Origin of the sequence: Serratia sp. PL17 (genome assembly GCF_017832355.1) — a bacterium.
Lineage (GTDB): Bacteria > Pseudomonadota > Gammaproteobacteria > Enterobacterales > Enterobacteriaceae > Serratia.
Map to the genome: position 1 here is coordinate 602,776 of NZ_JAFIBY010000001.1, position 14,367 is coordinate 617,142.

The 14,367-nt window shown below is 51.8% G+C and carries 13 protein-coding genes; 9 read left to right on the top strand and 4 right to left on the bottom strand.

The window, feature by feature from the left end:
- The 8 genes from JOE25_RS02840 to JOE25_RS02875 all read left to right on the top strand — a co-directional run bounded on the left by JOE25_RS02840 (position 1) and on the right by JOE25_RS02875 (position 7,594).
- Entirely contained in the window at positions 1–1,281 is a 1,281-nt protein-coding gene (locus tag JOE25_RS02840) for a PAAR domain-containing protein (protein ID WP_209632635.1), read from the top strand.
- The gene (locus JOE25_RS02845) at positions 1,278–1,694 is read left to right on the top strand and encodes a hypothetical protein (RefSeq protein WP_209632636.1); all 417 of its coding nucleotides are present in this window, start codon (positions 1,278–1,280) and stop codon (positions 1,692–1,694) included. Before JOE25_RS02840 ends, JOE25_RS02845 begins: the two co-directional genes overlap by 4 nt.
- An 86-nt stretch (positions 1,695–1,780) precedes the next feature.
- Positions 1,781–2,209 (top strand): hypothetical protein, encoded by a 429-nt coding sequence (locus tag JOE25_RS02850; protein WP_209632637.1) that lies wholly within the window; start codon positions 1,781–1,783, stop codon positions 2,207–2,209.
- Between the two features lie 89 nt (positions 2,210–2,298).
- Complete coding sequence (tssF, locus tag JOE25_RS02855; RefSeq protein ID WP_209632638.1) at positions 2,299–4,053, top strand: type VI secretion system baseplate subunit TssF; 1,755 nt, start codon at positions 2,299–2,301, stop codon at positions 4,051–4,053.
- A complete protein-coding gene (gene tssG / locus JOE25_RS02860; protein WP_209632639.1) occupies positions 4,017–5,102 on the top strand; it encodes a type VI secretion system baseplate subunit TssG in 1,086 nt (361 codons plus the stop codon). The genes tssF and tssG overlap by 37 nt, the downstream gene beginning before the upstream one ends.
- Positions 5,080–5,625 (top strand): type VI secretion system lipoprotein TssJ, encoded by a 546-nt coding sequence (gene tssJ, locus JOE25_RS02865; protein WP_209632640.1) that lies wholly within the window; start codon positions 5,080–5,082, stop codon positions 5,623–5,625. The genes tssG and tssJ overlap by 23 nt, the downstream gene beginning before the upstream one ends.
- Entirely contained in the window at positions 5,625–6,074 is a 450-nt protein-coding gene (gene tssE, locus JOE25_RS02870; protein WP_209632641.1) for a type VI secretion system baseplate subunit TssE, read from the top strand. The genes tssJ and tssE overlap by 1 nt, the downstream gene beginning before the upstream one ends.
- A gap of 128 nt (positions 6,075–6,202) precedes the next feature.
- Positions 6,203–7,594, top strand: coding sequence for a VasL domain-containing protein (locus JOE25_RS02875; protein WP_209632642.1), 1,392 nt, complete (start codon positions 6,203–6,205; stop codon positions 7,592–7,594).
- Positions 7,595–7,764: 170 nt separating this feature from the next.
- On the opposite strand, the gene betT is transcribed toward JOE25_RS02875, so the two are convergent.
- Entirely contained in the window at positions 7,765–9,759 is a 1,995-nt protein-coding gene (gene betT, locus JOE25_RS02880) for a choline BCCT transporter BetT (protein ID WP_209632643.1), read from the bottom strand.
- A gap of 468 nt (positions 9,760–10,227) precedes the next feature.
- Here betT and JOE25_RS02885 point away from each other — a divergent pair, with 468 nt between their 5' ends.
- Positions 10,228–10,443, top strand: coding sequence for a hypothetical protein (locus tag JOE25_RS02885; RefSeq protein WP_037419327.1), 216 nt, complete (start codon positions 10,228–10,230; stop codon positions 10,441–10,443).
- 105 nt (positions 10,444–10,548) lie between these two features.
- On the opposite strand, the gene JOE25_RS02890 is transcribed toward JOE25_RS02885, so the two are convergent.
- From JOE25_RS02890 to JOE25_RS02900, 3 genes are read right to left on the bottom strand one after another with little or no spacing between them, the layout of a single operon-like run.
- Positions 10,549–11,958: a cytochrome c gene (locus tag JOE25_RS02890; protein ID WP_209632644.1), complete on the bottom strand. Its 1,410-nt coding sequence runs from the start codon at positions 11,956–11,958 to the stop codon at positions 10,549–10,551.
- Complete coding sequence (locus JOE25_RS02895) at positions 11,955–13,610, bottom strand: GMC family oxidoreductase (RefSeq protein WP_209632645.1); 1,656 nt, start codon at positions 13,608–13,610, stop codon at positions 11,955–11,957. The genes JOE25_RS02890 and JOE25_RS02895 overlap by 4 nt, the downstream gene beginning before the upstream one ends.
- Before the next feature lie 15 nt (positions 13,611–13,625).
- A complete protein-coding gene (locus tag JOE25_RS02900; RefSeq protein ID WP_209632646.1) occupies positions 13,626–14,186 on the bottom strand; it encodes a sorbitol dehydrogenase family protein in 561 nt (186 codons plus the stop codon).
- Positions 14,187–14,367: the final 181 nt, after the last annotated feature.

Sequence of the window (14,367 nt, forward strand, 5' to 3'; positions counted from 1 at the left end):
ATGGCTGCAGAAGGCTTTTATCTGGTGCAGGGCGACAAAACGACCTGTGGCGGGAAAATCACTACGGGCGCAGAGGATCACACGCTGTTTGATAAACCGGTTGCCCGGGAACAGGACAGCGTCACCTGCGGGAAGCATGCCGGGCTATACAAGATAGCCGGCGGCATCGATAACGATACCATTCACGACAGGCGAATGGCTGGAACCCTTGACAGTTACAGCACCTGTCCCTGTAAGGCGAAATTTATCCCGTCGATGTGGGACGATACATACGAGAAGAGCTCGGGGGGATCTAGTTCAGATACTCCCGAAACAGAAAAAGCACCTGTCGCTGATGCTGTTTCCATGGCATTCCTTGCTGACTCGCAGAGTGACACAATGCTGGCTCCAGGTTATCCGCAATTGATCAATACCTATACCGTTCCGGATAACAACGTCAGAGGGATGTTAAGACACAACCGACGCGATTTTCTGTTGTTGACTTTGGAAGAGTGTCAGAAGGTTATAGATGGCTGGGATTTTGTTAAGCAGACCTGGACAAAAGGGACGTCCAATCCTGTCGGGGATGCGGTTAAAACCTACGCAACGAATATTGATGATGTCGCAAATGCTTCTGTCATGATCTACAAATTGGGGAGCATAGGCATTACTGCAACAGTATTTGTTAACCATAAGGGAACGCGACTAATTAGAATAAGCGGGTATGCTGCGGTAAGAAAAACGCTCAATGCACCTGTTTTTGCAGAGATGAATCCTAAAATTATAGAAGCAGGGATCGGGAAATATGGAATACAGAAATCAATAGTTGAAGGTGCAATCCTTGGCTTTGTCTATGTTTCGGTGATAGATACTATTGACTTTATTTTGAATGATGAGACTACATTGTCTAAATTCCTTGGTACGCTAGCAACTGACCTCGCTAAAGTAGGCATTTCATCTGCAGCACTTTACGGTGTAGGTTTGTATACCATGACATCGTTTGTTGTTCTTAATCTTGCAATTGTGGTTATCGCTGGCGTGGGTATTGCCATTGTACTGAACTATCTGGATAAAAAATATCACATTACTGATGACCTTGTTGAGTTTATTTCTCCATATATCGAATCCGCACAGCAGGAGTTTATGGAAAAATCAAGGGAAGTATCAGATGGTATCCTTGACCTTGGGGCGATGTATGTAGATGGTATGCTCAGAAAAGGCCGGAAGGTCATAGAGTCAGAGATAGAACAGTATGTTAAAAAGTACATTGGTGACCTTCTTCCCCAGGTTATGAAATTATGAATGAAAAAAAACGGTTTATTGGGAATGTAATTATCTGGAGTGTTTTTTCTCTGGGTTCCCTTTGGTTTTCAAAAGAAATTTTTGGCGAATATTTTAGTTTTGGAGATGAGGTCGTTTTTTCACCCTATTCATCTGTTTTGCCAATGATACCAGTGGTTTTATTGTTTCCATGTATTTATTGGTTTATGGCCATGAAGTATGGTGAAATTGTTGCCATAGTGAAATGCAAAAAAGCAAATAGGATATTTATTGGCTTGATCGGAGTTTTTGTTATCGCTGCAATAGTGTTTTCATTTTCCTACACTTCAGTGCTTGAAGATAAAGGGTATCAGAAATGCTCAGAGAGACCAGATGGGTGGATGCCGGGAATGGCAACAAAATACGTTCTGCCCCCAATGTCTTGTTCATCTTAACTCGGGCAGGAAAAGGTTTTCGATTACAGAGATAAGATTGCATCTGCGCAAAACACTGCAAGTATTTATAATACTGGGTTATTAAAATGTATCCTTTAAAACAACGTGTGATTGCTTTTGCTGAGGTCATATTCTTCATGGGGCTTGCTGTCGGGATTTCATATCTCGGAATATATGAATTAGCTGAATATCTTTCCTACCCTGATGTCGTCAATTTTTCATTTTGGGTGTTTTTCGCTGCTGCTTTTTTCTTCTTTTTCTCTCCATTATTAGCGATGCTTTTTCCTGTTATTTTTACCGGAAAGCAGATAAGCGTTACATCAGGTAAAAAATTACTGAAGGCCGTGTTTATCATCTTAGGGCTTACTATGCTTGGAATGTTTATCTTTTCAGAAAGATATACGACATCACTCATGGATAAAGGCTACACCGAATGTCGGGGGATCCCTTCAGGATGGATGCCTGGTATGGCAAAAAAATATGCTATAGAGCCTTCCCTTTGTGCTCAGTATTGATGGGCCTCGATTCTTTTTGATACTCCCGCCAGACTCGCGAAGTCTGCTTCAGCGTTTAACACGCAGCAATTAACTAAGCAGAAAAAAATATGGATGATTTAACCCTGCGTTATTACGACGCCGAAATGCGCTACCTGCTGGAGGCCGGCGACGAGTTTGCCCGCGCTCATCCCGAGCAGGCGGCGATGCTCAATCTCGATAAAGCGGGCGCGCGCGACCCGTACGTGGAGCGCCTGTTTGAGGGCTTTGCCTTCCTGATGGGCCGGCTGCGTGAGAAGCTCGACGATGACCTGCCGGAGCTGACCGAAGGGCTGGTCAGTCTGCTGTGGCCGCACTATCTGCGCACCATTCCGTCGATGTCGGTGGTGGAGTTCACCCCCGACTGGCGCGAAATGAAAGAGCCGATGCGCATCGCCAAAGGCTTCGAGGTGAACTCGCGGCCGATCGGTGAGAAGGGTACGCGCTGCCGGTACACCACCACCCAAGAGATTACCCTTCAGCCGCTGTCACTTGAAAGTGCGCGTCTGGCAACCGATGCGGATGGTCGCTCGGTTGTCACGCTTCGCTTTAGCTGCGGAGAACTGGCGGACTGGAGCCGTGTCGATCTCAGCCATATTCCGTTCTACTTTAATGCCGATGCGTCGCTGGCCTGCGCTATGCACGAAGCCTTCACTCTGAATGTGTCCCGGATATGGCTGCGGATGCCCGGCGATGCGGAAAGAAGACTGCTGGAGGGGCATTTCACTGCGCTTGGGTTTGCCGATGACGATACCCTCTGGCCGAAGAGCAACAGCAGTTTCAGCGGCTACCAGCTGTTGTTGGAGTACTTTACCTTCCGCGAGAAGTTCATGTTCATCGGCCTGCGTGGGCTGGAGACCGTGGCCTTTCCGGCTGAGCTTCCCTGGTTTGAAATCGACGTGGTGCTGGCCGAACGCTGGGCGCATGACTTCAGCTTTAACGAGAAGCATCTGCGCCTGAACTGCGTGCCGGTGATTAACCTGTTCCCGCTGGAGTCCGACCCGCTGACGCTCAACTCCCTGCAGACCGAATACATGCTGCGCCCGATGCGCGTGCAGGATGGTCATACCGAGATATATGCGGTCGATTCGGTGATGTCATCAAGCCAGCATACCTACGTGCCTTTTTCGAGTTTTCGCCATAAAGGCGGAATGATGCGCCACGCAGCGCCGGAGTATTACTACCACACCCGCGTGCGTCGGGGGCCATCCGTGCTGCATAACACCTGGTTGATCCTCGGTGGTGAAGCCTTTGATAATCACACAGTACCGGAAGATGAAAGTCTGTCGCTGACGCTCACCGGCACCAACGGTCAATTGCCGCGCCGGGCGCTGCAAAGCACGGTGCTTGATACGGTAATGAAAACCACCTCGGCCAGCATCGCCGTGCGCAACCTGTGTGCGCCGACGCTGCCCTGTTATCCCCCGGCGCAGGACCGTTTCCACTGGCGGGTGCTGAGCCATCTTGGCAGCGGGTTTCTGTCGATGATGGATAATGCCGACGTGCTGCGCGGTACCCTGGCGCTGTACGAGTGGACAGACAGTGAGATGAACCGCCGTCGCCTTGAGGCCATCCTCGACGTGAAACACAGTGAAACGGAGCGTTTTGAGCAGGGCTACCTGGTACGCGGCGTACAGATTGAAGTGGCGCTCGACAGCCACGGCTTTGCGGGAAGAGGGGATATCTGCCTGTTCGGTGAGATGCTGAGCCGTTTCTTCGCCTTGTACACCGATATCTATCTGTTTAACCGCCTGATTATCATTCTGCAACCGACCGGAGAGCGTCTGCAATGGGAAGAGAAGCACAACCGCCGTATTCCCGGCTGAGCCCGCGACTGGAAGCCGACCTTCACCGCATTAACTTTTACCGTTTCTGTCAACTGCTGGAGAAGCGTAATCCGGGCAAACCGCTGATGGGCTCAACCAGCCATCCTGATGACGATCCGGTACGCTTTGCGCCCCATCCAGGGATGGGCTTTCCTGCCAGTGAGTTGAAGGCAGTGGAGTACGACGAAGATGATGACAGTAAACCACCGGTCATCCGCACCACGTTTATGGGAATGTACGGCGTGGATTCGCCACTGCCGACAGCCTACCTTGATGACATTACCCAGCGCCGGGAAGGGCATGAGGCACTGCAGGGTTTTCTGGATATCTTCAGCCACCGTATCCTGACCCAGTTTTACCGCATCTGGCGTAAATATTCCTACCCGGCAACGTTCGAGCCCGGAGGCACAGACAGCATCTCTCAGTCTCTGCTGGGTCTGGTGGGACTGGGTATTCCCGGCACCGCAAACCATATTGCCACACCCGTGTCCCGCTTTCTGGCGCTGCTGGGTGTGCTGCAGCAACCGGGCAAAACCCAGGAAGGAGTGCAGGCGTTGGTGACCGTGCTGGCCCCGAATACCACTGTGCAGGTGAGTCCGTACTGCCTGCGTCCGGTGGCGTTAAGTCAGCCGCTGGGTTTTTACGGCGATGATGATTTTCTTTTGGACGGCAACACGCCGCTCGGCGATGAAGCGATGGATGCCGCTAGCCAACTGCGGATTGCGCTCACGACAGATAGCGAACTGGAAGCGCAGGGCTGGAAGCCGGATGGTCTGCTCTATCAGGATTTTCTGGTGATGCTGCGGGTGTATCTCGGCTGGCGCTTTAAGGCAAAAATCACCCTGACGACCCATACCCGACTGCTGGTGGCTCCGCCGCTGGGCGAGGGGCCTTTCTGGCTCGGCATGAACGGCGTGCTGGGCGCTGAAGAGGGGGAACCCTCAGAGGATATTCCTCAGATCTTCACGACGGAGCTGGGCTATTACAGCGGTATGAAACCTGCCACACCACAACAAGGAAACCGACGTGTTACGTATACGTTTAACTAGAACCGCACGCTGGCTGTTGCCGCTGATAGCATTCAGCCTGGCGGGATGCGGGGTGACGCAGAGTGTCACCGATGGCACCAAGTCGGCCTTCAGCGCCCTCTTTTACAAGAAGATTAAGGTCCTGCACCTGGATTTCACGGCACGTGAGGCGCTGAATACCGACTCCCGCGAGAGCAACGCGTTGTCCGAGCCGGTAGTGGTTCGCGTTTACCAGCTGAAAGACCGCAAGACCTTCGATAAAACGGTCTATCAGCAACTGCTCAAGGATGACGGCATCATTCTGAAAGCCGACCTGCTTGCCAGCCGTGATGTGGTGCTGAAACCGGGCGGGGATTTGAACCTTGACATGCCGATGGAAGAAGAGGCGCAGTTTGTGGCGGTGGTGGGGTTATTCCGCTATCCGGATATGGATAACAACACCTGGAGGCTGACGATGGGCCGTGAAGAGCTCGATCCGGACAAGGCCCGGGTGATCGAGGCCGGGAACAATCATCTGACGCTACTCCACGTAAAGGATAAGTGATGCCTCATACTCACCAATCACCTTCGCTGTATGAAATGCTCACCGGTCATTTTACCGGGGGCTTTGGTCTCAATCAGGTCAGCGAAGAAAATCAGGTCATATTGTCCGTGCTGGACAATATGCAGCGCATTCTCAACTGCCGCGCCGGCACGCTGGCTCATTTACCCGATTATGGCCTGCCTGATATGGCGAAAATCCTGCAGGGAATGCCGGGGACCGCCCATCAATTGATGGGGATGCTCTCAGAGGTACTGCTGAAATATGAACCACGCCTTAAAAACGTTGATGTAGTGATACAGGAGCAGACTCAGCCCGGTAAGCTGCGTTACGCCATCGATGCAGAGCTGAAGAGCATAGGTCTGGTGCGTTACGGCACCGAGTTTATGCCTGAGGGGAGGGTGTTGCTGCGCCACCTGAAACAACAGCAGTATCTTGATAATTCGCTGTAAGCCTGAGCAAACTGGATGGCACCAGGGCTTTGGTATTCCCTTCTTATATGGACATTCTGAATGAAATTGCAAACCGGCATAAACAATAACCCTCCGGCGTGGTAAACGAGTTAAATGGATATCTGGTCATGAAAGACTTTCCTTCCTGCAAAATCAAAACCGGTAGCGACCCGCGCACACTATCGGATTATGTCACCCTGCGCGATGAACTGAGTAAGCTGACGCATCCTGCGCGCCCGGATGTGAACTGGCGTTATGCTGAAGAACTTTGCCTTTCGCTGTTTGAGCAAAATGGTGTGGAGCTGCAAACGGCAGCCTGGTACACGCTGGCCCGCGCGCAGCTGGCCGGGGTGTTCGGTCTGAATGAAGGATTATCCATCCTGGAGACCCTGATAAGCCATAAATGGGGCGTGCTCTGGCCGCAGCCGGTACATGCCCGCATGGAAATCCTAAGCAGTCTGAGCCAGCGGTTGCAGCAACTGATGCGTATGCTCCCCCTGAATTATAGCGATCTTAGCCAGCTTTATCGGGCGGAACAGCACCTTGCTCGCTTGGGGGCAGTATTACAGCGCCTGGAGCTTAAACATCTCAGTCAGCTCGATACCCTACGTACCGTTATGCACAACAATGCCGTCAGACTGGAAAACAGCGATGACGCAACCCGCACCGCTCCGACTATTCAATCAGGTATCACGTTGCCTGCTACGGTGATGAATGATGCAGGGGCATCCACCGGGGCTCTTTCCGGTAGTCCGGCGGAGGAGAATAGTGCAGCGGACAGCGCAGAGAAATGGATATACGTTGCGCAGCCGGAACAACAGCCGAACGTAGAAGTTTTGAGGGCGACACCAGCACCGGAAAAAAAGTGGAAATCCTTTACTGCTGGAATGATCACCATGCTGGTGATAAGTGCGGTAACGGTGTGGGGTTGGCATGTCTTACACCGACCTGACCCGTTACAGGCTCAGTTTGCTGCATCCCTGGCGCCGTTACCCGCAATACTCACGCCTGAACAATTGGATATGTTGCGTCAGCAATCTCCGTTACCACACACTGTAATCGCACAAACAGAGCAGCAGCTTGCCCGGCTGGACAAGCTTCCCCCTGGCTGGAGTATTGCCTACAGCCGGCAGCTTCTGGAACAGGCTCAGTCGTTGTGGCCGGAACAGGCTAAGCCTCTGGTACGACAGTGGCAGCGGCAGTTGAACGCTGCCAGCATACCGACAGAAAACCTGAATGGCTGGTATCAGGGAATGGCAACGCTACAAAAGCTGAGTGACAGGCTGAACGGGCTTGATGAACAGAAAGGTAAATACATGACCGTCAGTGAGCTGAAATCAGTGGTATTTTCCACCATGCAGTCCTTTAATCAATCGATACCGGCTGAAGAGCAACTGCGAGCATTGTCAGAAAAACCGGCTCAAGAACCTTTACCTGCCGCGGCTATGGCTCAATTGGAGATGCATCTGAAGCAACTGACTGTCCGTTATGCTGAAATAAAACTGAAAGCATCAAAATAAACAAATGTTAAGAACTATGAGCGTTGCTACTCTTTACCCGAATAACCGTGTCCGGACAGGACCAAAGAAACGGTGGAAAAAGCGCGTTTTTTTGTGTCCAGAAAAGTGCGTTGTACCGCGGGCATAAAAAAGCCGCCCTGGATGGGGCGGCCGTGTCGTCGCTGAGGGGATTAGCGTACCAAGTGCAGGAAGTGCAGGTGCTTCTCGTACTGGTCAAGAATATCGTGAATGATCTGTTCTTGTGTCCAACCCATCACATCGTAATCCTGCCCACCTTCTTTCAGATGCACCTCACCACGATAGTATTTATGTTCTTCGTCGCGTTCCTCATCGTTCAACCCAGCCAAGGCAAAGGCCGGTTGAATGTAAGCACGCAGGCGAACTTCATAGACAAAGTTCAGATCTTCACCCAAATCAACTTCAAAACGGATGCGGTCGTCCTGCGAATCGTCAATCGAGGACGTGGTGTTTTGTTTAGCTAATTCGGCCTCCACCAACATCATGGCTGGCTGAACCACTTCACTGACAAAACGTTTTACCTGAGAACGTTTCGGGAAGTAGGCAATATTACGTAAGCGTCGCTGCCACGAGATTGGGTTACGTGCCGCAGTCGGTGCAATCGTGGTCATCACTTGGCTATCGCGTTTGTACGCATCGATACGCAAGGCTTTTAATAACCCGTAGATCGACACCAGCAAGATCATCGAGAACGGCAGGGCACTGGCAATGGTTACGGTTTGCAACGCGCTCAGCCCGCCGGCAATCAGTAATGCAATCGCGACGACCCCCATCATTGAGGCCCAGAAGATCCGCTGCCAGACCGGCGTTTTATCTGTGCCGCCGGAAGCTAACGTATCAACGACCATCGCTCCAGAATCCGCAGAAGTGACAAAGAACACCACGACCATTGCCATCGCGATAAACGACAGAATATTAGAGAACGGGAAGTGCTCCAGGAAGTTGAACAGCGCCAGAGCTACGTCGTTTTGTACCGTGTTGGCCAGATCGCGCGCGCCTTCGTTCATGATCAGATTGATGGCGCTGTTGCCGAAAACGGTCATCCAAAGCAGCGTAAAGCCCGCCGGAACGAACAGCACACCGGTGACAAACTCACGAATAGTACGTCCACGAGAAACGCGGGCTATGAACATACCCACGAATGGCGACCATGATAACCACCAGCCCCAATACAGCAGTGTCCAACCGCCCAACCAGTTGCTGGATTTTGGCTCGTAAGCATAGAGGTTAAAGGTTTTACTGACGATATCGGAAAGGTAGCCACCGGTATTTTCAACAAAGGATTTTAAAAGCAGTACGGTTGGCCCAAGCGCCGCGACCAATACCAATAACAATACGGCCAGACCGAGGTTCAGTTCGGACAGAATGCGGATCCCTTTGTCCAGACCAGACACTACCGACAGCGTTGCCAGCCCGGTAATCACCACGATCAGAATTACCTGTACCGTGGCGTTGATCGGCAAACCAAACAGGTGGTTGAGGCCGGCATTAACCTGTAATACGCCATAACCCAATGAGGTTGCGACGCCAAACACGGTACCGATCACCGCAAAAATATCAACCGCATGGCCAATCGGCCCATAAATGCGGTCGCCAATGATCGGATACAGTGCCGAACGTAGCGTCAGCGGCAAACCATGCCGATAGCTAAAGAACGCCAAAATCAACGCCACGATGGCATAAATCGCCCAGGCATGCAGGCCCCAGTGGAAGAAGGTTAGGCGCATTGCCTGTTTAGCCGCTTCCACTGTTTCCGGCGTCCCGGTTGGGGGCGAAAGGTAGTGCATCACCGGCTCGGCGACGCCAAAGAACATCAGGCCAATACCCATCCCGGCAGAAAATAGCATGGCGAACCATGAAACATAGCTAAAGTCTGGCTGGGCGTGATCCGGTCCAAGCTTGATATTGCCGTAACGCGATAAACCCAGATAAGTCACGCTTAACAGGATCAGTGCAACCGCCAGAATGTAAAACCAACTGGCGTTCGTGAATATACCCTGTTGCAGCGTTTTGAATTTACGATCGGCTAATTCAGGATAGAGGGCGGCAAATGCCACCAGGACGATGATTAATGCTGCAGAGATAAAAAATACTGGAGGATTGATATGGCTACGACGTGCCACAATTTCAGTGTCGTTTTGGCTCATAGAATACCTTCTAGCTAGTCCGTTAGGGAAATGGGGTTAATCCTTTAAAACAACGCCATAAAAAATGAGCAAACAACGTGCCCGTGAAATTTAACGCGGTAAGTATATCGAAAAAACGACGAAATTGACATTTTTTGGTTTAAACGGCTATTTTGAACGCCTTTATTAGACGTTTTAGCTATATAAAAATAAAGTAATCGGGGCAGGTAATTCCCTCTTTTCGAAGGAAAAAATGCGTTAGCTGTATCAGTAATACCCGTATGCACATAAATACAGCATCAGGTTGGCAAATAGGGGGCATATTGGTAACACAACGGTGTTGTTAGCGCGTGGTAGAGCAGATCGTGATAGAAACGCCTATAACAGTGGTCAGAACCCAGGAGGATGTGCCGTTAACTATTGATCAGGGCAATGCAAAGGTTAGAATAGGGTTACGCGACTGTGTTTCGCGCTGTCATGGAGATCAAGATGAGTGGGTATCAAATAGCATTGTGGACGATGATCTTTCTGAAGTCGGGTGCATTTCTGGTGTTTGTTTGGTGGTGGATGTTCAAGCGTGCAACCAAGCCTTATGTCCGTCCGCAAGATGTTGTTATTGACGAGACACCGGATGATGACAATCTGACAATGGAAGAAGTGATGAAGAAACACGGAATTACGCGTGTGGAAAATCAAACCCACTAAGTATTCCTCGCCGTGTCCTGTCCACATCAGACAGAGCCTATCTCTACATGACTTGCAGCCACACCTGCAAGCCAGGAATCACTTCCCGGCTTGCACGTCTTTGGGTTAACGCCGTTTCCTTCCGATCAACCACACCATGATTAATAGCGCCAATACCGCAATGCCGATAGCCGGAGCCATATAAGGCTGTAACCGAGCCAGCAAGGGTATTGGTCCGCCCTGTCTCAATACGGCAACGTCTACAGCGCTGACTTTAAGCGCCGGGTTGCCATACTGTTGCAGGACATAATTGCTGATAGCGGCGATCTGCCGATCGTTTAGCGGATTAACATATGACTGCGGGCCAAAGTTCGGCATCAGCACGTGCTGGTCGCCGACCTTACGTTCTACGCCGAACAGTATGGCCGAGATCAGGTTGGATGGGTTGCTGGCGCCAGTGGCAGTATTGTTGAACAGTGAAGGATAAGCCTGGTTTTTACTGCCGCTACCGTCCGCCTGATGGCAGCTGGCGCAGTTGCCGCTGAACAATGCCGCGCCGTCGGTCAGGGTGTTATTTGCATTGGCTGGATGTAACCCGCGCAGTTGCGCTTCTACATTAAACGGCTTGCCGTAGCTATCAGCAGCCTGATGGTCGTTGGCGTCTCTGATTGGCGTCGTGCTTTTCAGGTAAACGGCAATGGCCGATAAATCCTCATCGGAGAAATATTGCAGGCTGTTTTCGATAGCCTCGGCCATACCGCCAGCCGCCTGGTTCTTGCCGGCGACCTGACCCGTTTTCAAATACTGAACCAATTGCTGCTCGTTCCAGCCGCCAATGCCGCTGATGGGATCAGACGTAATATTCGGAGCATACCAACTGCCGACCATGCCGCCTGCCAGTGCCTGGCCACTGTCCTCCGCCATCAGCACGTTGCGTGGCGTATGGCAGGTATCGCAATGCCCTGGCCCATTGACCAGATAAGCCCCTCGGTTCCATTGTTCACTCTTGCTGGCATCCGGTGCGAATCGGCCCTCTTTCAGGAACAACAGATTCCAAGCCGCCATGCTAAAACGCAGGTTGAATGGGAATGGCAGATCGGTCAGCGTATTTTTCTGATCGACAGGTTTCACGCCGTGCATAAAGTAAGCGTACAGCGCCTTGATGTCTGCATCGCTCAGTTTTGTATAAGAGGTGTAGGGCATTGCGGGATAGAGATGGGTGCCATCGGCACGAATCCCGTCCCTGACCGCATGCGCAAACTGCTCTTCGCTATAACTGCCGATGCCTTCAGCGTTTGAAGGGGTGATGTTGGTCGCGTAAATCACTCCCATAGGGGAACTGATACCATAGCCGCCGGCATAAGGCGTACCTCCTCCCGGTTGGGTATGGCACGCCTGACAGTCCGAGGCGATGGCAAGGTGCTCACCTTTTTTGATTAGCGCAGCGCCGCTCAACGCGGTGTCATCCGCGGCTTGTGCGACGCCACCGCCAATAAGCAGCAGAGATAACAGTGTTAGTTTCAGCTGTTTTTTCATGCTTTCACCGCCAGCTTACGCGCAATATCATCTGCGGCCTTGATGCCTAATGCCGCCATGGTCAGGGTACTGTTCACCACGCTGGCCGACGGAATGGCGCCACCGCCCGGCAACCAAAGGTTGGCATGGTCGTGAGCCCGGCAGTTGCCGTCTACTACCGAGTCTTTGGGGTTATTGCCCATAATGGTGCCACCCATAATATGGTTATTGGCATTCAAGCTGGTGGTGATGTTGAACTCTTCGGCGTCAAACAGCTGGCCTATATGCTCAAGCTGTTTATGTGCAGCCTCAGCGCCTTTGCGAACATAATCACCGACGTCGTAATGGATGTCTGGGCAAGGCAGACCATGAGCATCTGTACGGGTTTTACTCAATGTCAGGCGATTATTTGGATCTGGTAACGGTTCCAGACTAATGGAGAGATCGACGCCATAGGCGGCACGTCGGCGGATCTCAGCATCTAACTCTTTACCGACTAACCCTTTCGCCAAAGCCTGCTGTGTGGCTGGAACCACCCGGTTGATATTGTTGAGGATCATTTTATTGGCTGAGTAATCCTTGCGGAACTCGCCGTCACGTGGGCCAACCAAGCAGCTGCTTTGGGCGGGACCACGCCCCAGCCAGAGCGGTTCTTTCGCCAGGAAAGTACAGTGGAAACCAGAGTGGTCCATCATATTACGGCCAACCTGATCGGACGTGTTGGCAATGCCGTTCGGGTTGCGTTCGTTTGCCGCCATCAGCAGCAGGCGCGGTGTTTCTATACCGTTGCAGGCGAGTGCGAAAGCGTTGGCCGTGGCCTTGTGGGATTGTTTTTTGTTGTCCAGCCAATGGACGGCGGTAACCTGGTTCTGTTCATCAGTATCGATCTTGTATACCACGGCTTCTGCCAGTACCACGGCGCCTTTCATTTCAGCACGCTCAACGTGATGGATGCCGTTGTACATAGCACCTATCGGGCAAATAGGTTGGCAGTTGTTATTACCACAGCACGTAGGGCGGCCTTTCCACGGGTGGATGCTTCGCCCCTGTGGAATAGGAACTGAACGGTAACCGTGCGGGTTAACCACTTCAGCAAAACGGATATCGCCGTGAGCCCAGGGCACCATATCCATCGGATAAGGCTTACTGCGCTCAGCCGGAGACTGTTGTTGCGGATCGTTGGGACCGGCGACGCCGATCTCTTCCTCAGCCCGGCAATAGTAGGGTTCCAGCTCGTCATAAGAGATGGGCCAGTCGCGGCCAACGCCGTATAACGTTTTCATTTGAAAATCACTGGGCACGTGGCGCCAGCAAGAGGCGGCCCAATGCCAGGTGGTACCGCCGACGGTACGCAGATAACCCTGTTTGAAACTGCCGGCACTGGGGCCGCTCAGGGCTACATAGTTATTTTCCGGGAAATAAAGCGGTGCGGTGGCAAACTCTGATTGCGGGTATAACCCCTGGTAATCGGAGCCAGCGCGGTTATCAAAAGGCATATTGCGCCAGTTCTCAACAGCCTGGGCACGTTCTATACGCAGGCCAGCTTCCAGTACCAGCACGGAAAAGCCTTGGCTGACCAATTGATCGGCCATCATGCCGCCGACAATACCGGAGCCTACGATCACGATATCAGCCGATGCATCGCCATCGGCGGTAAATACAGGTTTTTTCATTAAAAAGCTCTCAGATCACAGGGGAACATTGACGGCAGGCGGGGTAGCGGTCCACCACAGCGGCCCATTGCCACAATAGGTAGGAACGATCAGGGCATCGCTGGCGGGGCGATACATCAACGCGTCTTTATAGGCGATCAGTTCTGCCGTTTGCCCGTGGCCGACGGTACCGGTGTACCATGCGATGATGATTGCCGTAAGCACGTCTTGCAGGCCTGCCTGTGTCGCTTGCTGTTGCAACTGTTTTGCACTTTGGCCTGTGTGCAGCAAGCCGCTGATCTGCTCAATCTGCGAGCTAAACTGGGCATCCCGGTTATGCAGCGCGGTAAAAATACGCGCCGACATTCCCTGATCGATATCCTCATGTTCAGTTAATGTCTGAGAAATTTTGAAGAAACGAGCAAACTGCAACGGGTTGGCCGCGGCGGTATGTTGTTCCGCTTGACTGAGGAAAGGATAGCTAAGCAGGGACGTTGCCAACAGGGTTGAGGCCAGTCCCAACAGGACTTCTCGTCGACTGAAACCGGTTCCATTTTTGGCCGGTAATCCACCATCGTCCGATAACAAGTTTTCCATGTGTTTTTCTCACAGCAGGTGTTAGTGCCGAATAAGGCAAAGGGAAGCGGGTAAAGAGTGATAAAAAATAATCAACAATGGAATAACTCCATTGTTTATAGTTTTGCGTCTAATAGTTTTGGCGAATATTAACTTGGCGATAACCTTTCGGCAATAAACTTGCTCAGGTGTCATGACAAAA